Source organism: Rhodopseudomonas sp. BR0G17 (assembly GCF_010907025.1).
GTDB lineage: Bacteria > Pseudomonadota > Alphaproteobacteria > Rhizobiales > Xanthobacteraceae > Rhodopseudomonas > Rhodopseudomonas palustris_H.
Genome location: NZ_QUML01000043.1, coordinates 1 through 23286 on the forward strand (window position 1 = coordinate 1; position 23286 = coordinate 23286).

At 65.7% G+C, this 23286-nt stretch carries 18 protein-coding genes; 7 read left to right on the plus strand and 11 right to left on the minus strand.

The genetic code is table 11. The annotated features are described in order from the left end of the window. Positions 1-1307 (plus strand): M23 family metallopeptidase (locus DY467_RS22955; RefSeq protein ID WP_205502697.1); only part of this gene is annotated, 1307 nt, incomplete at its 5' end. Here DY467_RS22955 and DY467_RS22960 read toward each other — a convergent pair. The 5 genes from DY467_RS22960 to DY467_RS22980 form a co-directional block, all read right to left on the minus strand. Then, a complete protein-coding gene (locus DY467_RS22960; protein ID WP_164639215.1) occupies positions 1304-2224 on the minus strand; it encodes a DMT family transporter in 921 nt (306 codons plus the stop codon). The two genes, DY467_RS22955 and DY467_RS22960, sit on opposite strands and share 4 nt — an antisense overlap. A 98-nt stretch (positions 2225-2322) precedes the next feature. Then, positions 2323-3216 (minus strand): NAD(P)-dependent oxidoreductase, encoded by an 894-nt coding sequence (locus DY467_RS22965; protein WP_349627679.1) that lies wholly within the window; start codon positions 3214-3216, stop codon positions 2323-2325. A 2-nt stretch (positions 3217-3218) separates the two neighbouring features. Next, positions 3219-4350, minus strand: a protein-coding gene (prfB, locus tag DY467_RS22970; RefSeq protein ID WP_164602533.1) for a peptide chain release factor 2 whose coding sequence is annotated in 2 segments (ribosomal slippage) — positions 3219-4280 and positions 4282-4350 — 1131 coding nt in all. Because the reading frame shifts where the segments join, the coding sequence is not laid out codon by codon here. 118 nt (positions 4351-4468) lie between these two features. Next, positions 4469-6967 carry a penicillin-binding protein 1A gene (locus DY467_RS22975; RefSeq protein ID WP_164639217.1) on the minus strand — a complete coding sequence of 833 codons (2499 nt, stop codon included), beginning with the start codon at positions 6965-6967 and terminating at the stop codon, positions 4469-4471. Between the two features lie 220 nt (positions 6968-7187). Next, positions 7188-8498, minus strand: coding sequence for an N-acetylmuramoyl-L-alanine amidase (locus tag DY467_RS22980; RefSeq protein ID WP_164639219.1), 1311 nt, complete (start codon positions 8496-8498; stop codon positions 7188-7190). Positions 8499-9198: 700 nt separating this feature from the next. Between DY467_RS22980 and DY467_RS22985 the strand changes: the two genes are divergently transcribed. Continuing rightward, positions 9199-12369, plus strand: a complete 3171-nt coding sequence (locus DY467_RS22985) for a ribonuclease E/G (RefSeq protein WP_164639221.1) — start codon at positions 9199-9201, stop codon at positions 12367-12369. A gap of 115 nt (positions 12370-12484) precedes the next feature. Further along, complete coding sequence (locus DY467_RS22990) at positions 12485-13504, plus strand: PGN_0703 family putative restriction endonuclease (RefSeq protein ID WP_164639223.1); 1020 nt, start codon at positions 12485-12487, stop codon at positions 13502-13504. A 104-nt stretch (positions 13505-13608) separates the two neighbouring features. On the opposite strand, the gene DY467_RS22995 is transcribed toward DY467_RS22990, so the two are convergent. The 3 genes from DY467_RS22995 to DY467_RS23005 all read right to left on the minus strand — a co-directional run bounded on the left by DY467_RS22995 (position 13609) and on the right by DY467_RS23005 (position 16950). Next, positions 13609-14946 carry a dicarboxylate/amino acid:cation symporter gene (locus DY467_RS22995; RefSeq protein WP_107346578.1) on the minus strand — a complete coding sequence of 446 codons (1338 nt, stop codon included), beginning with the start codon at positions 14944-14946 and terminating at the stop codon, positions 13609-13611. 97 nt (positions 14947-15043) lie between these two features. Then, positions 15044-15661 carry a biotin transporter BioY gene (locus tag DY467_RS23000; RefSeq protein ID WP_205502699.1) on the minus strand — a complete coding sequence of 206 codons (618 nt, stop codon included), beginning with the start codon at positions 15659-15661 and terminating at the stop codon, positions 15044-15046. Between the two features lie 98 nt (positions 15662-15759). Then, a complete protein-coding gene (locus DY467_RS23005; protein ID WP_164639225.1) occupies positions 15760-16950 on the minus strand; it encodes a pyridoxal phosphate-dependent aminotransferase in 1191 nt (396 codons plus the stop codon). Positions 16951-17057: 107 nt separating this feature from the next. Here DY467_RS23005 and DY467_RS23010 point away from each other — a divergent pair, with 107 nt between their 5' ends. The 4 genes from DY467_RS23010 to DY467_RS23025 all read left to right on the plus strand — a co-directional run bounded on the left by DY467_RS23010 (position 17058) and on the right by DY467_RS23025 (position 20856). Next, entirely contained in the window at positions 17058-18485 is a 1428-nt protein-coding gene (locus tag DY467_RS23010) for a M48 family metalloprotease (RefSeq protein WP_164639227.1), read from the plus strand. A gap of 182 nt (positions 18486-18667) precedes the next feature. After that, positions 18668-19057, plus strand: a complete 390-nt coding sequence (locus DY467_RS23015; RefSeq protein WP_107355554.1) for a BA14K family protein — start codon at positions 18668-18670, stop codon at positions 19055-19057. Between the two features lie 211 nt (positions 19058-19268). After that, on the plus strand, positions 19269-19898 hold the full coding sequence (locus DY467_RS23020) for a peroxiredoxin (protein ID WP_164639229.1): 630 nt from the start codon (positions 19269-19271) through the stop codon (positions 19896-19898). Between the two features lie 190 nt (positions 19899-20088). Continuing rightward, the gene (locus DY467_RS23025) at positions 20089-20856 is read left to right on the plus strand and encodes a DsbA family protein (protein WP_164639231.1); all 768 of its coding nucleotides are present in this window, start codon (positions 20089-20091) and stop codon (positions 20854-20856) included. Positions 20857-20940: 84 nt separating this feature from the next. On the opposite strand, the gene DY467_RS23030 is transcribed toward DY467_RS23025, so the two are convergent. From DY467_RS23030 to DY467_RS23040, 3 genes are all read right to left on the minus strand, one after another. Continuing rightward, positions 20941-21549 (minus strand): TetR/AcrR family transcriptional regulator, encoded by a 609-nt coding sequence (locus tag DY467_RS23030; RefSeq protein WP_349627680.1) that lies wholly within the window; start codon positions 21547-21549, stop codon positions 20941-20943. Positions 21550-21620: 71 nt separating this feature from the next. After that, the gene (locus DY467_RS23035) at positions 21621-22574 is read right to left on the minus strand and encodes a cation diffusion facilitator family transporter (RefSeq protein WP_107344377.1); all 954 of its coding nucleotides are present in this window, start codon (positions 22572-22574) and stop codon (positions 21621-21623) included. 342 nt (positions 22575-22916) lie between these two features. Further along, complete coding sequence (locus DY467_RS23040) at positions 22917-23129, minus strand: hypothetical protein (RefSeq protein WP_107344376.1); 213 nt, start codon at positions 23127-23129, stop codon at positions 22917-22919. Between the last annotated feature and the right edge of the window lie 157 nt (positions 23130-23286).

Below are 23286 nucleotides of genomic sequence, written 5' to 3' on the forward strand. Positions count from 1 at the left end.
CCCCTCGCCCGGCGGCACCGCGCCAGGCGCGGCCGCCTCAGCGGCCGGCGCCGGCTGGTAACAGCTACACGATTGCGCATGCCGGCCGTCAGGTGCGGATCGGGCCGGTGTTGTTCTGGATCGCTGTCGGCAGCGTCGTGCTGCTTGGCTGCTGGAGCGCGGCGACCGCCACGTACTTCACATTCCGCGACGACGTGCTGACGCGGCTGATCGCCCGCCAGGCCGAGATGCAATACGCCTATGAGGATCGGATCGCCGAGCTGCGCGCCAAGGTCGATCGCACCACCAGCCGGCAGCTGCTCGACCAGGAGCAGTTCGATCAGAAGCTCGAACAGATCATGCGGCGGCAGTCGCTGCTGGAATCGCGCGCCGGCGCGCTCAGCGCCCTGCCCGACGTCGGCGTCACCGGCAGCATCAAGCCGACCCGCACGCCGTCGTTCGAAGCCGAGACGAACAGCCGGCCGAAGCCGTCACCAATCAACGACACGGTGATCTTCGTCGCGCCGCCCGACCGCGAGGCGCGTCTGGAGTCGCGCACCTCGCCGTCCGCGCTTGAGCAAGCGCCGACGCAGTATGCCAAGAGCCAGGGCGTCGAGAGCGTTTTGATGCGGCTGCAGACCTCGCTCGATCAGGTCGAGCGCCGCCAGGTCGCCTCGCTCGGCGCGGTCGAAGAGAGCTTCGAGTCGCGGGCGCGCCGGATGCGCGGCGTGCTGACCGATCTCGGCCTCGACGCCCGCGGCATCGAAGCTTCCGCGCCGCGCGCTGCCGTCGGCGGTCCGTTCGTGCCGGTGAAGCAGCCGGGCGCCAACGCCAGCGCGTTCGACCGGCAGCTGTATCGGATCTACATCAGCCGCTCGCAGTTCGAACGCCTCAACCGCGCTCTCGCGCTGGTGCCGTATCGCAAGCCGGTGCTCGGCGAAGTCGAATTCTCCTCGGGATTCGGCGTCCGCTCCGATCCGTTCCTCGGCCGTCCGGCGATGCACACCGGGCTCGACTTCCGCGCCTCCAGCGGCGATCCGGTCCGCGCCACCGCGGTCGGAAAGGTGGTGAATGCGGGCTGGCAGGGCGGCTACGGCCAGATGGTCGAGATCGACCACGGCAACGGCCTGTCGACCCGCTACGGCCATCTGTCGAAGATCATCGCCAAGGTGGGCCAGAGCGTGCAGATCGGCCAGGTGATCGGCGAAGTCGGCTCGACCGGCCGCTCCACCGGCCCGCATCTGCACTACGAAACCCGCATCGATGGCGAAGCCGTCGACCCGCAGAAATTCCTGCGCGCCGGCGTGCGGCTGGCGGGCGCGGGTTAGGTTCGCTCGCTCCGCCGCGGCTGCAGCCACGCCATAGCGCGGCCATCGATGATCAGCAGCGCGCTCGCTATCACGCCTGCGCCGATCAGTTCACGAGCCCCGATCGCTTCGCGCAGCACGAGCGTGCCGAGCAAGATCGCCGTGACCGGGATCAGCAGTGTCACCAGCATGACGTTGGTCGATCCGGATCGGGCGACGATGCGGAAGAACAGCACATAGCCCAGCGCAGTCGACAGCGTGCCGAGTGCCACCACGGCAAGGATCACCGGCCAGCTCGGAACCAGTATCCGCCACGGCTGATCGACGCCCGCCGCGACCACGCCGGTGATGATCGTGGCTGCCACCATCTGCGAGGTCGCAGTGGTGAGCGGCGCAAAACCCACCAGGTGCCGGCGTGCAAGTAGCGCCGACACCCCGTACGACAGCGCTGCGAGCAGGCACAGCCCGACGCCGATTCCGGTCTGGGCTTCGCGCAGATCCACGCCGCGCAGGATCGCAACTCCCAGGATGCCGACCGCGACGCCGATAGTCCGCTGCGCCGTCAGCCGCTCCTTCCCGGACGCCGCCATGACCATGACGGTGAACAACGGAGTCGTCGCGTTGAGCACCGACGCGAGGCCGGTCGAAATGTACGTCTGGCTGACGACGAGGCAGGAGAACGGCACGACGAAGTTGAGACAGGCCATTGCGGCGAACGGCCACCATCCGACGATGCCGCGCGGCATCGGGATTTCGCCCCACCAAACAACCAGCAGCAGCACTGCTGCGGCGATCGCGGCCCGGTAGAATACGATGGTGAAAGGCGGCAGCTCTTGCAGCGCGATGCCGACGCAGAAGAACGATCCGCCCCACAGCATCGACAACGCGATCAGCAGAGCCCAATCCCGCGGATGAAGAGGATGATTGCCTGACGCCATGGTCGCACCTCGCGACGTCAGTCAACAGTCAGCGCATGGCGCGCCGCCACCCGAATTCCGAATGCGTGCGGCGACCGATGAAAGCGGGGCGCTGCCGGTTAGTCGCGCGGATGCGGTTTCGAAATCACTTCGACGATTTTGCCCTCATCGTCGTCCGGCACCGCATCGGTCGCACGCGCGTAACTTGCCACTGCGGCACGCGACAGCGGCAGCTCCAGTTGCAGCGCCTCGGCGAGCTGCACCGCATACACCGCATCCTTGTGCCGCAGCGCGGCCGTGAAGGTCGGATTGCTGAAGTCGCGGGCGATCATGCGGGGCGCGTGACGCAGCACCTGCGGACTTGCCACCACGCTGCCGAGGAGCGCTTCGCGTACCAGCGCCATGTCAAGGCCGGCCTGTTCGGCGATGGCGATGCCCTCGGCGATCCCGGCGATCTGGATCGCGCCCATCAGATTGTTGATCAGCTTGTAGACCGTGCCGGCGCCGACCGCGCCGAAATGCCGGATCGTCCGGCTCAGCGGCGCGAGATACGGCCGGGCTTGATCGAGGTCGGCCGACTCAGCACCGACTAGCAATGTCAGCTCGCCGCGCGCAGCGGCATCGGGAAGCCCGGTCACCGGACAATCGATATAGACCAGCCCTCGCGCGCGGAGCGCAGCGGCCATGTCGAGGGCGTGCTGGTGCGAGACCGTCGAACATTCGATCGCCAGCGCACCGGCCGGGGCGGTCGTTGCCGCGCCCTCAAGGCCGAGCCACACCGTCTGCGAGGCGGCATCGTCGGCGACCATTGTCAGGATGGCGCGCGCCTCGCGCGCCGCTTCGGCGGGGCTATCGGCCCATCGCGCGCCGCGGCGGACCAGGTCGTCCGCCTTGGACTTGCTGCGATTCCACACAGCGACATCGAAGCCGGCGTCGAGCAGCCGGCCGGCCATGCCGTGGCCCATCTTGCCGAGGCCGATGAAGCCAACCCTCGCGCGGGCGCCCTCGCCCACGCTTAGTCGACGTCCTCGATCGCGCCCGGTCCGCCGCCGAAGGCGCGCTGGGCCAGGGTCGCGGCCATGAACTCGTCGAGGTCGCCGTCGAGCACGCCAGCGGTGTCGGACGTCTGCACGCCGGTGCGTAGGTCTTTGACCATCTGATACGGCTGCAGCACGTAAGAGCGGATCTGGTGCCCCCAGCCGATATCGGTCTTGGCGGCCTGATCGGCGGCGGCCTGCTCTTCGCGCTTCTTCAGCTCGATCTCGTACAGCCGCGCGCGCAGCATGTCCCACGCCTGGGCGCGGTTCTTATGTTGCGAGCGGCCGGCCTGACAGACCACCGCGACGCCGGTCGGAATGTGCGTCAGGCGCACCGCGGATTCGGTCTTGTTGACGTGCTGACCGCCGGCGCCGCCCGACCGCATGGTGTCGACACGAACGTCGGACTCGGCGATGTCGATCTTGATCGAATTGTCGATCACCGGGAAAATCTGCACGCTCGAAAACGAAGTGTGCCGGCGGGCGTTGGAATCGAACGGCGAGATCCGCACCAGGCGATGCACGCCGGCCTCGGTCTTCAGCCAACCATAGGCGTTGTGGCCGGAGATCTGAATCGTCGCCGACTTGATCCCCGCCTCTTCGCCCTCGGACTCTTCGAGATACTCGATCTTGAAGCCGTGCTTCTCGGCCCAGCGGACGTACATCCGCAGCAGCATCGAGGCCCAGTCCTGGCTTTCGGTGCCGCCGGCGCCGGCGTGGACTTCGAGATAGGTGTCGAAGCGGTCGGCTTCGCCGGACAGCAGCGCTTCCAGCTCGCGGCGCGCCACTTCCTTCTTCAGCGCCTTGAGCGCGTCCTCGGCTTCCTTGACGATACCTTCGTCGCCCTCGGCCTCGCCGAGTTCGATCATCTCGATATTGTCGGTCAGCTCACGCTCGACCTTGCCGATGCCGGTGAGCGAATCCTCCAGCGAGGTGCGCTCCTGCATCAGCTTCTGGGCCTTCTGCGGATCGTTCCAGAGGTCGGGATCCTCGGCGAGCTTGTTCAGCTCCGCGAGGCGGACGGTCGACTGATCGACGTCAAAGATGCCTCCTCAGCAGCCCGACTGACTGCTTGATCTCTTCGACGAGGCGTTCGATTTCTGCGCGCATGGAAACTCTGATGGCGGAGATGCGGCCCTCGTGGCCGCATCGATGATGAAGGCGATTTAGCGGTCGCGGCGGCAAAGCGCAATCGCCGCGATCAACCGCGCGGCGATTGGCCGTGGGGCTAGTACAGCCCGCCGGTGCCCGGCCGCATGAAGCCGCGATCGTCCGGCGGCGCCATCTGCTGTTGCTGCTGCTGGTGCGCGTCGGCGTCGGCGACGCCGATCACGGCGTAATTGTCCGGCGGCGCAGTGCCCGGCTTGAACGCCTCGAGGATGGTGCGGCCATCGCCCGGGCCGGCACGCATGCCGCTCTTGGCATCGACGCGGACCAGCTTGATGCCGGCCGGCACGCGGAACGGCACCGCCGGCTTCTCGGCGAGCGCGAGCTTGAAGAAGTCCTTGGCGATCGGCGCCGCGAGATGCCCGCCGGTCGCGCCGCGGCCGAGATTGCGCGGCTTGTCGTAGCCGATATAGACGCCGCAGACGAGGTCCGGCGAGAAGCCGATGAACCAGGCGTCCTTCTCGTCGTTGGTGGTGCCGGTCTTGCCGGCGATCGGCTTGCCGACTTCGCGCAGCACGGTCGCGGTACCGGCTTGAACCACGCCTTCCATCATCGAGGTGATCTGATAGGCGGTCATCGGATCGAGCACCTGCTCGCGGCGGTCGACGAGCTGCGGCTCCGGCTGGTTCTTCCAGCCGTTGGGCGCTTCGCAGCCGCGGCATTCGCGCTGATCGTGCTTGAAGATGGTGTGGCCGTAGCGGTCCTGGATACGGTCGATCAGCGTCGCCTTCACCCGCCGTCCGCCATTAGCGAACATCGAATAGGCGGTGACCATCCGCATCACCGTGGTTTCACCGGCGCCGAGCGCATACGACAGATAGTTCGGCAGGTCGTCATAGACGCCGAACCGCTTGGCGTATTCGCCGATCAGCGGCATGCCGATGTCCTGCGCCAGCCGCACCGTCACGGTGTTCAGCGAGCGCTGCAGCGCGTTGCGCAGCGTGGTCGGGCCGTAATACTTGCCGGTCGAGTAGTTTTCAGGACGCCACACGCCAACGCCCTGCCCCTGGTCGATTTCGATCGGAGCGTCGATCACCACCGTCGACGGCGTGTAGCCATTGTCCATCGCGGCCGAGTACACCAGCGGCTTGAACGACGAACCCGGCTGCCGATACGCCTGAGTAGCACGGTTGAATTGGCTCTGGTCGAACGAGAAGCCACCGACCATCGCCAGCACGCGGCCAGTGGACGGGTCCATCGCCACCATCGCGCCGGAGACTTCCGGCAGCTGACGCAGCCGGTACTGGCCCTCGATCGCTTTGCCGTCCTTGTCGAGCAGCGGGTCGACATAAATCACTTCGCCCGGCGACAGCACTTCCGACACTGTGCGCGGGGTCTTGCCGCGCGACGGGCCGGCGGCCGGCTTGGCCCACTTGACGCCTTCGAGGGTGACGAGACCGGTTTCGCGCTGCTTGGAGATCGCGCCGCCGAGTTCGCGGCCGGGCTGGAAGCCGATCCGCGCCGACTGGTCCGAGGTCTCCAGCACCACCGCCATCCGCCACGGCGTGATGTCGGCCAGCGCTTTCACGTCGGCAAGCTTGACGCCCCAGTCGCCGGCGGTCTCGAGCTTGGTGACCGGCCCGCGCCAACCGCGCGCTTCATCGAACCGGACGAGGCCCGCGACCATGGTCTTGCGCGCTTCGATCTGCAGCTTCGGATCGAGCGTGGTGCGCACCGACAGGCCGCCCTCGTACAGCTTCTTCTCGCCGTAGCGCTCGAAGATGTCGCGGCGGACTTCTTCGGCGAAGTATTCGCCCGCGAAGGTGTGCGCAGCGTTGCCACGGTTGGTGACGGTGAGCGGCGACTTCCGCGCCTTGTCGGCATCGGCCTGGCTGATCCAGCCGTTCTCGACCAGGCGGTCGATCACGTAATTGCGGCGCTCGACGGCGCGGTCGTGGTTGCGGATCGGATGCAGCGCGGCCGGCGCCTTCGGCAGCGCCGCCAGATACGACGCTTCCGCGACCGTCAGCTCGTTGACCGATTTGTCGAAGTAAACGAGCGACGCCGCGGCGATGCCGTAGGCGCCGAGGCCCAGATAGATTTCGTTGAGATACAGCTCGAGGATCTTGTCCTTGGAATAGGCGCGCTCGATCCGCATCGCCAGCAAGGCTTCCTTGATCTTACGGGTGAACGACACCTCGTTGGTCAGAAGGAAGTTCTTGGCGACCTGCTGGGTGATGGTGGAGGCGCCCTGCGGCCGGCGGTTGGTGCCGATGTTCTGCGCGTAGAGCAGCGCGGCGCGCGCCATGCCCTGATAGTCGATGCCGCCGTGCTCGTAGAAATTCTTGTCTTCGGCGGCGAGGAACGCGTTGATGACCAGCTTCGGCACCGCCTGGATCGGCAGGTACAGCCGGCGCTCCTTGGCGTATTCGGCGAGCAGCGATCCGTCGGACGCGTGGATTCGCGTCATCACCGGCGGTTCGTAGTCCTGCAGCTGCGAGTAGTCCGGCAGGTCCTTGGAGAAGTGCCAGATCAGCCCGGCGACGGCTGCGACGCCCACCAGGAACACGATCGTTCCGGCCGCGAACAGGAAGCCGAAGAAACGCAGCAGAAAGCGCATCAAAAAGTTCCGTTTCCATCCAGGGCCGCGCCTCGCGGCGGATGTCCCTTGACCGAGAATGCCACCGTTCGCAACCCGGGCGGTTTGCGCCACCGGGCGAGGCCCGAACTGCAATCGCCTCGCGAACCGGGCAGCCTGTCTTATCGAACTTCTTATAGAGCTTACGCTGTGGCCAAACTAGGGCCCGGCCTGCCCTGTCCCCGCACCGCTTGAGGCGGCCTCAGCCCGGCGGGCCGGCGGTCACCAGACGCTTGCTCAGGAACGAATCGATCGCCTGGGCGACCGCGCCAACGGTCTTGCTGCGCCACTGTTCGGAGAGCAGGTACTGCAGATCGGCCTTGTTGGAGACGTAGCCGAGTTCGATCAGCACCGAAGGTACATCGGGGGCTTTCAGCACCCGGAAGCCGGCCGACTTCATCGGCCGCTTATGCATCCGCGTGGTCGCCTTCATGTCCTTCATCAGCTGCTGGGCGAATCGGTTGGAAAACGCCTTGGTCTCGCGCTGAGCCAGGTCGATCAGGATATCGGCGACCTCGGTCGGCTCTTCGGTGAGATTGACGCCGCCGATCGCGTCCGCCTTGTTTTCAGCGTCGGCCAGCCGCTGCGCTTCGGCGTCGGACGCCTTATCGGACAGCGTGTAAATGGTGGCGCCCTGGGCGTCGCCCTCCTTACGCGGCAGCGCGTCGGCGTGGATCGAGACGAACAGCGCAGCGGACTGCTCGCGGGCGATCTTCACCCGGTCGCCGAGCGGGATGAAGGTGTCGTCGGCGCGGGTCAGCACCACGCGGAATTTGCCCTGCTGCGCCAGCCGGTCGCGCAGCGCCACGGCGAAATCGAGCACGATGGTCTTCTCGGCGACGCCATCGGCAGATTGGGTGCCATTGTCGATACCGCCGTGGCCGGGATCGATCACCACCACCGGGCGCGGATCGTCGGTCTCGACCTTCGGCAGCGGCACGCTCCGCGACACCGTCGCGGTGGTCTCGGTACCGGCCACCGTCGGGCGCAATTCGGCGACATTCTCGGCCGTCTGCAGCGCCTGCATGAAGGCGGCACGGTCGATCGACTCCAAATCGATCACCATCCGGCCGGGCTGACCGTTGGCGGGATCGAGGATCTCGGCCTTGGCGATCTTGGCCGGCCCGGTGAGATCGAGCACGATTCGCGAGCCGCCCGGCATGACGAGGCCGTAGCGAAACGCCTTGATCAGACCGCGCCCGCTCTCGCCGGTGCCCTTCGGCAGCCGGAAATTGACCTGCGGCAGGTCGATGACGACGCGATACGGATCGGCCAGCGCGAATGCGCGAAGCGGCACCTTCCCGTCCAGGTCGACGATCAGGCGGGTCTGGTGATCGTCACCGGCAATGCGGGCGTCAGATGCGATCGGAAAAGAAGTCGGAATGGGAGCGGCGGCAGGCGCAGCGGTCTCGGCGGAAGCGGCCGTCAGCATATAGGGCGTCAGCCACGACAATGCTGCAGCGCACGCACCGATTGCACAGTACAAAACAAAATGATTTGCGCGGCGTGCCAAACGAATCCCAACCCTCCCGGAAGTCGTTCTACCGCAATAGAACTGCACGGTTAATCGGACCTTAAGTGGCTCGGGATGAAACCTGCGGAGTGTTGCCGGGCCGTGACGCTCACCTTGCAACCGCCACCCAATCCACGTATGTATTTACTGCTGACGGTCTATACTACCGGTTGTGTCGCGTTCAGCCACTCGGTGCAGCGCTAAGTCCCCGATCCCAAACCCGGCGGATTTTGCGTTTTGCCGGCCCCTCCGAGCCAGCGCAGCGCGCGGCAGGTCAAGGAGTGCCGGCCCAGCCCGAGCGGCGTCCGTCCCCGGGCCTTCTCTTGTACCAGGGACGGTTCAACACTTCATGACCGGCCACATTCGGCACACCTGCCGGATGCCCTACTCCGGCTTAGCGCCTCGGCGCGGAGCCGGCCCATCAGCGAAACGACACGGCGGCCGATCGAGCCGCCACCTGTTCAGACGGGCCGACGCTTAATGCGCCAGACTGCGATGCCGAAACCGACCCACGCAAAGGCCGCGCCGCCGCGAAGCTCTCGCTTCGCTTTGCGCGTCGCCTCGGGTCTCCGACCGGCACGGCACACCGCGATGCGTTTCGGCCTTCCCCTCACCCCCGAATCAGGTGGACCGTCGCGTCTGCCGGCCGCGCTGCTTGCGCGAGCCGTTTCGCGCGCGCTTCGCCGACATGAGTTGAAAAATGGCCAACAAGATGCTGATCGACGCCACCCACCCGGAAGAGACCCGGGTGGTCGTGGTCCGTGGCAACCGCGTCGAAGAGTTTGATTTCGAAACCGCCCAGCGCAAACAACTCCGCGGCAACATCTATCTCGCAAAAGTCACCCGGGTCGAACCCTCGCTGCAAGCCGCCTTCATCGAATATGGCGGCAATCGCCACGGCTTCCTCGCCTTCAGCGAAATTCATCCCGACTATTATCAAATCCCGGTCGCCGACCGGCAGGCCCTGATCGAAGCCGACGAACGCGCCCACCGCGAAGCCGAAGAAGAAAGCGAGCAGCGCTCCAGCCGCCGCCGGTCGCGGCATCGCAGCCATCGCCGCCGCAACAACGGCGAGCGGGTGCAGAGCGAGATCGTCGAAGCCGTTGCCGACGTTGCGGCCGAGCAGCCGCACGAGGCTGCCGACCATCACGAGGCGCATGAGGTCGAGGCACACGTCGAGGGCGAGCGCCTGATGCACGAGCTGCCGGAGGGTGAGACCGCCGAGCAGCACGACGCCGCGCACGCCTCCGCCGATCACGAGCACCGCCACGTCGAAGCCGCGCCGTCCGAAGCTCCCGCTCCGTCCGAGCCTGAGGTGAGCGCCGCGGCCGCGCCCGTCGCGAACGAGCAGCCGGCGGTTGCCGAAGCTCCCGCGCCGGTCGAAGCCCCGCAGGCCGCGGCGTCGCACGACGACACCGACGCGCACGACGACGACCACGCCGAGGAAGGCGCCGGCTACGCCGAGGACGCGCCGTTCCCGATCGACGATCACCACGAGGCGGACGACGTCCACGGGGCGCACGACGATCACGCTGAAGCCGAGCACGAGGTCGAAACCGACTCCGAGGCGGAAGCCGAGGATGACGAGGAAGAGGACGACGAAGAGGAAGCCGAAGAGGACGTCGTCGAGTCCGTCGGCGGTGACGACGTGCTCGAGGAAGTGCCGGAACGCGCCTTCCGTCCGCGCCGGCAATACAAGATCCAGGAAGTCATCAAGCGCCGCCAGGTGATGCTGGTGCAGGTCGTCAAGGAAGAGCGTGGCAACAAGGGTGCGGCGCTCACCACCTACCTGTCGCTCGCCGGCCGCTACGCTGTTTTGATGCCGAACACCGCCCGCGGCGGCGGCATCAGCCGCAAGATCACCTCGGCCCAGGATCGTTCGCGGCTGAAGGAAGTGGTGCAGGACCTCGACGTGCCGGAAGGCATGGGCGTGATCCTGCGCACCGCCGGCGCCTCACGGACCAAGCCCGAGATCAAGCGCGACTTCGAATACCTGATCCGGATGTGGGAGACGGTGCGCGACGTCACGCTGAACTCGCAGGCGCCGAAGCTGGTCTATGAAGAAGGCTCGCTGATCAAGCGCTCGCTGCGCGATCTCTACAACAAGGAGATCGACGAGGTGCTGGTGGCCGGCGAAGCCGGATATCGCGAAGCCCGCGACTTCATGCACATGCTGATGCCGTCGCAGGTCCGCGCAGTGAAGCTTTATCGCGACGGCCAGCCGCTGTTCTCGCGGATGGGCGTCGAGAGCCAGCTCGACGCGATGTTCTCGCCGACCGTGCAGCTTCGCTCCGGCGGCTACATCGTCATCAACCAGACCGAAGCGCTGGTCTCGATCGACGTCAACTCGGGTCGCTCGACCCGCGAGCACCACATCGAGGACACCGCGCTCAAGACCAACATGGAGGCCGCCGAAGAAGTCGCCCGGCAGCTTCGGCTGCGCGACCTCGCCGGCCTGATCGTCATCGACTTCATCGACATGGACGAGAAGCGCAACAACCGCGCAGTCGAGCGCAAGCTCAGCGACTGCCTGCGGCAGGATCGCGCCCGCATCCAAGTCGGCCGTATCTCGCATTTCGGCCTGCTCGAAATGTCGCGCCAGCGCATCCGCGCCAGCGTGCTGGAAAGCTCGACCGAGCCCTGCCCGCATTGCGGCGGCTCGGGCCACGTCCGCTCGGTGTCCTCGGTGGCGCTGCAGCTGCTGCGCGGCCTCGAAGAGGTGCTGATGAAGGGCGCGACGCACAATCTGATCGTGCGCACCCGCACCGACGTGGCGCTGTACGTGCTCAACCACAAGCGCGGCCATCTGCGCGACCTCGAGACCGGCTTCCGGGTGTCGCTGTCGGTGCTGGCGGATCCGACCGTCAGCGGCCAGCAGTCGTTCGTGATCGACCGCGGCGAACAGGTCCACACGCTGGAGACCGCCAAGGCGCTGCTCGCGGCGCAGATTGCCGCCTCCCCGGCGCCGCTCGACGAGCCTGAGGATGACGACGGCTACGATTTCGAAGCCGAGATCGAGACCGACGAGACCGTCGGCCTCGCCGAGGATCAGGGCAGCGAAGCCGGCGAGAGTGAGGGCGAAGGCCGCAAGCGCCGTCGGCGCCGCCGTCGTCGGCGGTCGGGCGAGCCGCGTGACGCCGCCGAGGCCGGTGCAGTGAGCGAAGACGGCGAGCAGCCGTTCGTGACCGAAGGTGTCGAACAGGTCGGCGAAGCTGACGAAGGCGACGAGGCCGGCGAAGACGACGGCGAGACCGAAGTCCGCGCCGACCAGGGCGAGAACGGCGAACGCCGTCCGCGCCGCCGCGGTCGTCGTGGTGGCCGCCGCCGCCGTGGCACTGCGGATGGCACTGAGACCGAGGCCGGCGTGGTCGGCTCGATCAGCGACGAACTGAACGCAACCGACGAAGCCGAATCCGCCGATGCGGTCGCCGACTTCGACGGCGGCAGCCCGTCGGTGCAGCCGAGCTTCGAACCGGCAGCCGAGACCGAACAGCCGCATCACGCCGCGCCGCAGGACGCTGCGCCGTCCGAACCGCAGCACACGGCAGCCGCAGCCGCCGCACTCGACAGCGGCGACGCATCCGCCGAAGACGACAGTGCCGCGAAGAAGGCTGCGCGTCGCCGCTCCACGGTTCGCGAAAAGGTGAGCTTCGGCGCGCAGGCCGCCTCCGAAACGACGGCGGAAGCCGCGGCCGACGTGCAGCCCGAGCCGACCGCTGAGGCCGAGCAGCCCGCAGCGGCCGCGCCTGCGACAGAAGCCCCGGCCGCCGAGGCAGCAACGCAAGCAGCCGAGCAGCCCGCGCAGGAGCCCTCCTCCACCGCCCCGCGCCGCGTCGGCTGGTGGTCCCGCCGGTTCGGCGGCGGCAATTAAGCCGCCATCAAGACAACAGCTTCCAAAATGCCCGCGCACGCCGCGGGCATTTTCATTTCAGCCGCCAGCGGTCGGTTTGCGACCATCGCCCCATTTCAAATCATGGATATTGCCCATGGATACTCGGCCTGAGAGCACCCCAAACAGTCGCCGCTCGTCATCGAGATTCGAAGTCGGCGAGCGGCTACGCCAGACCGCCTTTCTGGACCAAACGCTACCGACCCGTACTCGCTATCAGAACTCACCCTATCGGGTGGACCCGAGCGAGAAGGCGCAGCTCCTCGCGCCGATGATCAGGAGCACTGCCGAGCGGTACTTCTCGAAGTACAAAATTAGCTGGCACCGCCATGCCAACCACGCGCTGTCGTCGCAGCAATGCTGCCTCAACTTTCTGATGCCGCTGGCTGAACAGCCCCGCCGCCTCTCGCAATTGATCGGCCGCGCTCTCGACATCGCCCCGCCCGATATGATGCCCGTCGAAGATGGCCCTGACGGACGGCCATGGTACGTCGGCTTCGAATGGAACGGTGGCGGGCACAACTATCTGAACGAGAGCAAGAACGGAAAGCCGCTGCAGCGCGGTGCCAACTCGACCTGCGCCGATGCCGTCGTCAGATTCTGCACGGATCAAGGCCCGGAGTTTCTGCTGATCGAATGGAAATACACGGAAAAGTACGGAGCCCCGATCCCAGCGAAAGGCAACTGCGAACGATGCAGTCGCTATACCGCAATCGCATTCGATCCGAACGGACCGTTGAAACGGAATCCAATGCTCAATCTGAAGGACTTCTTCTACGAGCCCTTCTATCAACTGCTCCGTCAACAGATGCTGGCGCACCGCATGCAGCTGGCGCAGCACGGTGGCGTGCGCCGTGTTCGGGTTCTGCACATTTCACCGGCCGGCAATCGCGCCCTGCACCGCGTCACCTCGCCCCCTCTGCGTGAGCTCGCGTTGGGCATCGATGCGTTCGATGTGTTCCGCTCGCTCGTTGTGCGCCCGAACGATTTCGTCAATCGCACTATCGAGGATCTGTTTCTGCCGACTCTCCGCGAAGCCGGAGCAGACGATCCATGGGCCTCTTATTTGACCCGGCGCTATCGCTTCCTGTCCGATGGCGCTTCCGTCGTCTCGTAGGACTCTGCGGACAGCTTACACCTGCGAAACAGAGCCCCAAAAACGCCGATGCCCGCGGCGAGCGCGGGCATCTCGTGATCAGAGCGAATGTTGCTGCGACGGCGTCAGCCGGTGGTGACGGCCGTCTCGACGTCGGACGGATCGATGGTGCGGTTGAGATTGGCGTGCAGGCGGTCGTGGTCGAGTTCGCCTTCCCACCACGACACGAACACCGCAGCAACACCGTTGCCGGTGATGTTGGTCAGCGCGCGGACTTCGCTCATGAACTTGTCGATCGAGAACACGATCGCCATCCCCGGCAGCAGCGCCGGATTGACCGCGGCGAGCGTGCCCGCGAGCGTCACGAAGCCGGCGCCGGTGACGCCGCTGGCGCCCTTCGAGGTCAGCATCGCCACCAACAGGATCGCGACCTGGTGGCTGAAGGTCAGTTCGATGCCGAGCGCCTGGGCGATGAACAGCGTCGCCAGCGTCATGTAGATATTGGTGCCGTCGAGGTTGAACGAATAGCCGGTCGGAACCACGAGGCCCACCACCGACTTCGAACAGCCGAGCCGCTCCAGCTTTTCCATCAGCTGCGGCAGCGCGCTTTCCGACGACGAGGTGCCGAGCACGATCAAGAGTTCGTCCTTGATGTAGGCGATGAACTTGAAGATGTTGAAGCCGACGAACCGCGCAATCAACCCGAGCACCAGCACCACGAACAGCGCGGCAGTGGCATAGAACAGCAGCACCAGCCCGAGCAGGTTGCTGAGCGCGGCCGGGCCGTATTTGCCGATGGTGAAGGCCATCGCGCCGAACGCACCAATCGGCGCCGCCTTCATCACGATGGCGATGACGCCGAACACTGCGTGCGCGGCATCGTCGATCACGTCGCGCAGCCGATGGCCGCGCTCGCCCAGCGCCATCAGCGAGAAGCCGAACAGCACCGCAAACAGCAGCACCTGCAGGATGTCGCCCTGCGCGAAGGCGCCGACCACGCTATCCGGGATGATATGCAGCACGAAGTCGACCGCCTTCAGATGGCTGGCCTGATCGACGTATTTCGCCACCGCACCGGCGTCCGGCTTGGCGGCGAGACCGTGCCCGACCTGGAAGATGTTGCCGACGATCAGGCCGAGCAGCAGCGCGAAGGACGACACCACTTCGAAATACAACAGCGCCTTGACGCCGACGCGGCCGACCTTGCGGGCGTCCTGGATATGGGCGATGCCCGACACCACGGTGCAGAAGATGATCGGCGCGATCACCATCTTGATCAGTTTGACGAAGCCGTCGCCGAGCGCCTTGATCCATTCGTTGGTGGCGAGGTGCGGCGACAGCCAGCCGACCAGCACGCCGACCACGATCGCGAACAGCACCTGGACGTAAAGCACCTTGTAGAACGGCTTCGACTTGCCGCGTTGCGGCAGTGCTGGTGCATCGATATGGGTCGTTGCCGACATGGCGATCACTCCACTCGCTTGATGCCTGTCGAACGAAAAGACGTTGCTGGCCGACCGCAGGCAGTCCGGTCGACCTAGTCGATTGAAGAACGAACCGTCAGCGTTGGCGGTCGACGATGCGGCGCACCGCGGGCAGCAAGGCCGCGCCAAGCGCGGACTTGACCAGCGAGCCGGCGAGGAACGGAACCACCCCGACCCACCACGCCTTGGTGAGGCCGAGATCGAGACCGAAGGCGAGCCAGGCGAAGCCGAGCGTCAGAATGGCGAGATGGCCGGCGAGCATTGCGGCGAACAGCTTGGCCACCGAGCGGTCGAAGCCGCGTTCGGCGCACCAGCCGACCAGGACGGCGGCGACCACGAAGCCGGCCAGATAGCCGGCGGTCGGGCCGAACAGCGGCGCCAGCCCGCCCACCGGCCCGGCGAACACCGGCAGGCCGGCGGCGCCTTCGGCGACATAGGCGAGCACGGTCGCGGCGCCGAGCCGGGCGCCATAGGCGGCGCCGATCAGCACCACCACCAGCGTCTGCAGTGTCATCGGAACCAACGGCAGCGGCAGGTTGACCTTGGCGGACAGCACCAACAGCCCCGAACCGCACGCGATCAACACAGCCGCCCGCAACCAGGAGGAGAATCCGTCCGAGCGCCGCGGCCATACATCGGCTGCGAGCGCGGTGTGGCCGCCGATCCTGGGCGGCGCGGACGAACCGAGCGGCAAGGGAATTCTCCCGGGAGGAAATAGTCGCGGGAGCCTATAGCGACGAATTGCCGCTCAGATCAAGCAGCGAAATTGCCGATACAGTCATTCAGACGAAATTATCGTCCAAGCCAAGCCGTGATTCGTCGCACCGCCTCGCGCATGTCGTCGGCCGAACGGGCGTAGGAAAACCGCACGAAGCTCTTGCCGCGCACCGGATCGAAATCGATCCCTGGGGTTGCCGCCACCCTCGCCTCTTCCAGCATCCGCTTGGTGAAGTCGTAGCTGTCGGCGGTGAAGGCGGAGACGTCGGCGTAAAGATAGAACGCGCCGTCCGCCGGCAGGAACTCGGTCAAGCCGGCTTTCGGCAGCCCTTCGATCAGGATCGCGCGGTTTTCTTCATAGCCGCGCTTGACCGCTTCCATCTCGGCGCGCCCGTCGAACGCCGCCTCGGCGGCAATCTGCGACAACGTCGGCACCGAAATCGCCAAATTCTGCTGCAGGCGCTCAACCGGCCGCACCATGTTCTCCGGCAGCACCATCCAGCCGACGCGCCAGCCGGTCATGCAGAAGTATTTCGAGAACGAGTTGATCACCACCGCGTTCGGCGACAGCTCCGCGGCGGTCACCGCCGGGAACGCGTAGTCGAGACCGTGATAGATCTCATCGGAGATGAAGCGGATGCCTTCGCTTTCGGCGACCGCGATCAGTTCGGTCAGCGCCTCGCGTGTCATCATCGTGCCGGTCGGATTGGCGGGGCTGCCGACCAGCACGCCCTTCAGCGGCGCCTTGCGGTGCGCAGCGAGCAGTGCTTCGCCGGTCAGCGCATGACGCGTCTCGCTGTGCGTCTCGATCGGCACCGGCACGCAGCCGAGCGCGTTCAGAATGTGGCGATACGGCGGATAGCCCGGCACCGTCACCGCGACGCGATCGCCCGGTTCGAACAGCGCCAGGAACGACAGGATGAACGCGCCCGACGACCCGGTGGTGACCACGATGCGGTCAGGATCGACATCGCAGCGATAGGTTTCGCGATAATGCTTCGCGATCCGTGCGCGCAGCGACGGAATCCCGAGCGCGGAGGTGTAGTCGATCCGGCTGCTGTCGAGCGCCGCATGTGCGGCAGCGAGCGCGGCGCGCGGCGCCGGCGCCCACGGCTGTCCGACTTCCATATGAATGACGTGACCGCCGGCCGCTTCGATGCGGTCGGCCGCCGCCATCACGTCCATCACCATGAACGGCGGTACGTCGCTGCGGGCGGACGCGGTCAACAATCCGCGCGCACGTTGTGTCTTGGTCGCATCGAGCATCGAATTCTGCTATCCCCGCGCGGTCTGTTCGGTGAACCCGCTGCGCGCCGCGCCGCTGCCGTCTTGCTGGGCCGACTTGGAGATACCCGGAATTCGATGCTCGGCCAATGCTGAAGGACATTGCAGTTTTCGCCGGACGGCTATGCCCGTCCGCACGCAAGCAGGCGTCGCGGCTGGTCGCGGGGCTCACCGCGCTCGCGCTGGCGATCACGCTGGTTCCCGCGCTGGCGCAGGCCCCCACGCAGAAGGGACCGCCGCTGCTGCGCGACACCGAGACCGAGCAGTTGCTGCGCGACTACACCCGGCCGATCCTGCGCGTCGCCGGACTGGAGAAACAGAACATCCAGGTCGCGATCATCAACGATCCGACCTTCAACGCCTTCGTCGCCGACGGCCACCGCATCTTCGTCAACTACGGCGCGCTGCTGCAGTCGGAAACGCCGAATCAATTGATCGGCGTGCTGGCGCACGAAACCGGCCACCTTGCCGGCGGCCATCTCTCCAAGCTGCGCACCCAGCTCGCGCAGGCGCAGACGCAGATGATCGTCGCGATGCTGCTCGGCGTCGGCGCGATGGTGGCAGGCGCCAGCGCCGGCCCGAACAGCGGCGCCGCCAATATCGGCGCGGCGGCGATCACCGCGCCGCAGGAAGTGATCCGGCGCAACCTGCTGTCGTATCAGCGCCAGCAGGAAGAGAATGCCGACCGCGCCGCGGTGAAGTTTCTCAATGCCACGCAGCAATCTGCGAAGGGCATGTACGAGACCTTCCAGCGCTTCACCAACGAGAGCCTGTTCGCGGCGCGCGGCGCCGATCCCTATGCGCAATCGCATCCGATGCCGGCCGAACGCGTCTCTGCGCTCGCCGAACTGGCGCGGACCAGCGCGTATTGGGACAAGAAGGACGATCCGGCGCTGCAGATGCGCCACGACATGATGCGCGCCAAGGTGTCGGGCTTCATGGAACGGGCCGATACGGTGTACCGGCGCTATCCGGCGTCGAACACCAGCCTTCCGGCGCGCTACGCACGCGCGATCGCCAGCTATCTGCATGGCGATCCGCGCTCGGCGCTCGCACAGATCGACGGCTTGATCCAGGCTCAGCCCAACAATCCCTATTTCTATGAGCTACGCGGTCAGGCGCTGCTCGAAGGCGGCAAGCCGGCTGAAGCGATCGCGCCGCTACGCAAGGCGGTGGCGATGACCAATGGCGCGCCGCTGATCCAGATCCTGCTCGGCCAGGCGCTGGTCGCCAGCAACAACAAGGCCTACACCGACGAAGCCATCCAGATCCTGCGCGGCGCGCTCGGCCGCGAGGGCGAAGTGCCGCTCGGCTACAGCCATCTGGCCATGGCCTACGGCCAGAAGGGCAACTACGCCGAGGCCGATCTTGCCTCGGCGCAGGCGGCTTACTTGCGAGGTGATGCCAAGACCGCGCGCGAGCTTGCGGCCCGCGCCAAGACCCGCTTCCCGGTCGGCTCGCCGGGCTGGGTCAAGGCCGACGACATCGTCGCGGCGAAGATGCCGGGCCAGAAATAGCGTTCCGCGCGTCATTGTCGCGCCGCGGCGCATTGTCCCGTGTGCATGGCTCTGTCACACTCCCGGCGCGGCGATCTTGTCGGCTTGAGTCTCGCGATCGTCCAAGATTCGCGACGGTTGCGTTGAGCGCTCGGCGCTCACCAGCAAACAGCATCGCTGCTCCAACATCGGGAGAAACATCCATGACCAACTCGACACGACCCGCGGGTAACAAGCCCCGAAAGTTCATCACGCGTGCGCTGGCGAGCGTTGCGCTGCTGACGATGTACGGTTTGGGGATGATCGCCACCACCGGCGCGGCCATGACGCTGGCCTCGACGCCCGCGCATGCGCAGCGCGGCTGGGGCCGCGGGCGTGGACGTGGATGGGGTCGCGGCCGTGGGCGCGGCTGGGGTGGCCCGGGCGCCGCGGTCGGCATCGGCATCGGCGCAGCGATCGTTGGCGGCGCAATCGCTGCCAGCCAGGCCGAAGCGGCACGGCAGCAGGACTACTGCGCACGGCGCTTCCGATCGTACAATCCGGCGACCGGCACCTACATCGCCAAGGGCGGCCGCGAGATGCCCTGCCCGTAGCCGTACCGAGATAGGACGTACCGAGATAAGACATTGGTCGGGCGGTGCATGATCATCATGCACCGCCCGACGCTTTTTGCGGATGCTTTTGCGACGAGTTCCTTGATCCTGCGGTGCGGAATCTCCATTTAGAAGGTCTCCATCCTTCCACGCGCACGACCTCGTTCGGCGCGTAATCCAGCACTCACCAAACGTACAGGAGACCGTACCGATGTCCCTTCATATCGGCGACATTGCCCCCGACTTCACCGCCGACACCACCAAGGGCAAGATTTCGTTCCACGACTTCATCGGCAGCTCCTGGGTCTTCTTCTTCAGCCACCCCGCCGACTTCACCCCGGTCTGCACCACTGAGATGGGCAAGACCGCCAAGCTGGCGCAGCCGTTCGCGTCGCGGAACGTCAAGCCGATCGGCCTGTCGACCGACACGGTGGACGAGCATCTGAAGTGGATCGCGGACGTCAACGACACCCAGCAGACCGACCTGCAATTCCCGATCATTGCCGATCCGGACCTGAAGGTCGCCAAGCTCTACGACATGATCCATCCGAACCAGAGCGATACCGCTGCGGTGCGTTCGGTGTTCATCATCGATCCGAACAAGAAAATCCGCCTCACCATGACCTATCCGATGAACGTCGGGCGGAACTTCGACGAGATCCTGCGCGTGATCGACGCGCTGCAGTTCGCCGATAAGCACACCGTCGCGGCCCCGGCCGACTGGCGCCCGGGCGACAAGGTCATCATCCCGCTGTCGGTCAAGGGCGAAGCCGCCACCAAGGCGTTCCCGCAGGGCTGGGAAGAACCCCGCCCCTATCTGCGCCTGACCACCATCAAGTAACTCGGCACGCGATCTGACGACGCCGGCGTTCGGTTCTCCCGGGCGCCGGCGTCGTTGCGTCGCACCGGCCTCAGGCCCTGCCTGACCGGATCGTGTTCACAAAAACCGCGTATTTGCCGGGGAAAAGCGCTATGAAACGTCCGAATCCACGCGTCTTTTCCACGACCTGACCCGCCGAAGGGATCCGCCTATGCTGTCGTTCCGCCCGCTCGCCACAGCCCTGCTCGCGCTCGCCATCGTTGGCGCGCCGGCCGTTGCCTCGGCGCAGAAATTCTCCGACGAGCAGCGGAGCCAGATCGAATCCATCATCAAGGAATATCTGGTGTCGCATCCCGAGGTGCTCGAAGAAGCCTCGGAAGAGCTCGGCAAGCGCCAGGCTGCGGCGCAGGCCGAAAAGCATCAGCAGGCGATCAAGGACAACGCCGACATCATCTACAATTCTTCGCGCGGCGTGACGGTCGGCAACAAGAACGGCGACGTCACCATGGTCGAGTTCTTCGACTACAATTGCGGTTACTGCAAACGCGCGATGACCGACATGATGGAGCTGATTAAGGGCGATCCGAACCTGAAGGTCGTTCTGAAGGAATTCCCCGTGCTCGGCCCGCCCTCGGTCGAAGCCGCTCAGGTCGCGATCGCCGTGCGGATGCAGGACCCGACCGGCAAGAAGTATCTCGACTTCCACCAGAAGCTGCTCGGCGGCCGCGGTCAGGCCGACAAGGCGCGCGCGCTCGCGGCCGCGAAGGACGCCGGTCTCGACCCCGCCAAGATCGAAAAGGACATGAACAGCCCGGAAGTGCGCGCCACCATCGAAGAGAGCTTCAAGCTCGCGGAGTCGATGGGCATGAACGGCACGCCGAGCTACGTGATCGGCAAGCAGGTGGTGGTCGGCGCGGTCGGCCTCGACACGCTGCGCCAGAAGATCAACACCGCGCGCTGCGGCAAGGACAAGTGCTGAGCACGATCGTCGCCTGAATTGGCATCGCCAGTCGTCGTCTGTTGCCGGCGCTGGCGGTGTTGCCAAATGATCATGCCGAACGTTTCAGTCCGACCTGCAGCCCGCTCGGCTGCCTAGTCCTTCGATAAACAGCTCATTGGCGATTTCGAAGACGGTTTCCGTCTCGACGGCCAGATACGAGCGAGCCAGTTTCCTGAGCACCGGAAACTCGGCAGACGGCAGCTCTTCCATTTCCACGACTTCGGACTCGCGAGCCGGCCGGACCAGCCCGCTGATCTCCGCCGTGCACAGACCGATCACGCCGGCGTACCAGGCGAGGCAGACGGCGGGAGCCTCCGCGTCGGACACGCCGGCGTCGGCCAGCGCGCGATGAACCATTTCGATGTGCGGGAAGTCGGCGACCCCGGTGTTGAGAAATCTCTGAAGCAGAGGAAACGTGTTGGGATAGCGGAGCGCCAGCGCACGATGATCGCGCGCGTGGGTACGGAGCCGATCCTGCCAAGGCAGGTCGTGGCCGACCGGCGAGAGCTTCGCGACCAGCGCGTCGGCCATCGCGCGATACATGCCGTCCTTGTTCTTGAAGTGATAGAGGATCGCCATCGGATCGCAGCCGACTCTGTCGCCGAGTTTGCGCACGCTGAAGGCGGCCTCTCCCACCTCCTCCATCAGACCCACCGCGGTCTCGACGATCACCTGCTTGGCAAGACCGCGCGGGCCGGAGCTCGCGCGGGTCTTGGTGTGCGATTTTGTGTCTGCGGTCGACGTCATTCGGCCCATTCAGGATCACCTGTGAAAACGACGGTCAGCCAACGGTTCGGTCCGTCATCGCCAACCAGATCTCCGATCTCGTCCCGCAACACGTCCCATTCGCCGATCGTGCGCGCCGGCGCATCGGCAGGAACGATGAAGTACAATTCGATCTCCTTCGATCGTCCGACCCGCGCCACGTAGGCGCGGTAGGAGACGAAGCCGTGCTTGGCGACGAATGCCGCCGCCACCGTGTCCAGGTGCTTCTTCAGATCGACCGGCGTCACCAGGAAGATGTCGGCCAGCGCCTGCCGCACCGTCGAGACCGGCAGCGGAATGATGAGCACGCACACCGCAGCCAGAACCGCCGGATCGATGTAGGGCGAAATCCATTGCCATGATGTCCCCTGCACCGCCAGACCGATCATGAAGGCGATCAGCAGCGCGGCGCTGATGCCGGCCGACATGATCCAGCCGCGCACGTCGAGGCGAACGAACTCCGATCCGATCTTGCGATTGGCGCGCCATTCCACGGCGGCGATGCCCGCGCAGGCGATCACCGTCACGGCCGCGTAAATCAGCGCCGAGCCGAACTCCAGATCACGCCCGCCGCTCAGCAGGCTGCCGATCGCCGTGACCAGCGCGTAGAGCGCCGCACTGATCAGCAAGGTGGCGTTCAGCCCGAGCACCATCGGCTCGAGGTGCCAAAGGCCGAACGAAAAGCGTTCTCTGAGCTTGCGCGACAGATGATCCGCCACCGCGTAGGACGTGATCAGGTTGACCACGATTAGCGACAGCAGGCTCATCCCCGCATCGATCAGGGAATACACCCCATCGAACACGATCGAGAACGATCCCGAGAACAGGCCGAAGCCGATGCCGAGAAAAGAGATCACGAATGTCACGGCGATCGAGGTTCTCAACACGCCGCGTTCGTCTGACAGATCAAAAAATGAGAGCAGTCCGCTCATGGTTCGCTCGCAGTCCGAGCCTGGCGTCGCGAGTGAGCTCTCGGACACGCGCGTCCGCATCCTATGCAGACGGGTGAAAGACCGGCGGTCCGGCCAAGAGCCTGATTGAGGGTCGCGAAACCTGTCGCGACAACACCGTGAGAAGCTCTCGCAACGCTGTCAGCCGCTGACGGTAGCCAATTTCTACACTGTAGAGATTGGCGAGGCAACCGTACGATGCCGCGCCATCCTGACGCAGAAATGACGGCACCCGCCACCTGCCCGATGGCACGTCAGGTTTATGCGCGGGCATCCGCAATCGGCCCACGTTCATCGTTTACGGATGCGAATTTCAGAAGGGGTCTAGGACGGAAACTCGGTTTCGGCGACGTCGACGCGGTCGGCGTGCAGCGACCATTCCGGCAGCCGCTCCTGTTCGCAGAACCGCTGCTTGGCGAGCTCGATCGCGCCATCGCTGGTTTCAGCGTCGACCTCCAGCAGGCCCTGGCAGATTTCCTCGTGCCGGCCGTTCTCGCCGAGGATGCCCTTCATAAATCGCACGATGTAGCGAGCCATGACACCTCCGGTTGGAGTCTCGCGGCGAAGGTGCACGCCTGAATTCGCATCGGCTGGTTCAGGCTGCTGGCCGCGAGCGTTTGGGTCGGGCAATCGCGACCGGATCATTGGGTCGCACGGAGCCTCACGGACCGTCAGACTAGTCCGAACATGACGG

Bases quoted from the DNA above. Each gene is read 5' to 3' on its own strand.
- DY467_RS22995 (WP_107346578.1), bottom strand. From the start codon at position 14,946: ATGTCGGCAACGACCCATATCGATGCACCAGCACTGCCGCAACGCGGC.
- DY467_RS23005 (WP_164639225.1), bottom strand. From the start codon at position 16,950: ATGCTCGATGCGACCAAGACACAACGTGCGCGCGGATTGTTGACCGCG.
- DY467_RS23020 (WP_164639229.1), top strand. From the start codon at position 19,269: ATGTCCCTTCATATCGGCGACATTGCCCCCGACTTCACCGCCGACACC.
- DY467_RS23010 (WP_164639227.1), top strand. From the start codon at position 17,058: ATGCTGAAGGACATTGCAGTTTTCGCCGGACGGCTATGCCCGTCCGCA.
- DY467_RS22960 (WP_164639215.1), bottom strand. From the start codon at position 2,224: ATGGCGTCAGGCAATCATCCTCTTCATCCGCGGGATTGGGCTCTGCTG.
- DY467_RS23040 (WP_107344376.1), bottom strand. From the start codon at position 23,129: ATGGCTCGCTACATCGTGCGATTTATGAAGGGCATCCTCGGCGAGAAC.
- DY467_RS23025 (WP_164639231.1), top strand. From the start codon at position 20,089: ATGCTGTCGTTCCGCCCGCTCGCCACAGCCCTGCTCGCGCTCGCCATC.
- DY467_RS22975 (WP_164639217.1), bottom strand. From the start codon at position 6,967: ATGCGCTTTCTGCTGCGTTTCTTCGGCTTCCTGTTCGCGGCCGGAACG.
- DY467_RS23035 (WP_107344377.1), bottom strand. From the start codon at position 22,574: ATGAGCGGACTGCTCTCATTTTTTGATCTGTCAGACGAACGCGGCGTG.
- DY467_RS22985 (WP_164639221.1), top strand. From the start codon at position 9,199: ATGGCCAACAAGATGCTGATCGACGCCACCCACCCGGAAGAGACCCGG.
- DY467_RS22990 (WP_164639223.1), top strand. From the start codon at position 12,485: ATGGATACTCGGCCTGAGAGCACCCCAAACAGTCGCCGCTCGTCATCG.
- DY467_RS23015 (WP_107355554.1), top strand. From the start codon at position 18,668: ATGACCAACTCGACACGACCCGCGGGTAACAAGCCCCGAAAGTTCATC.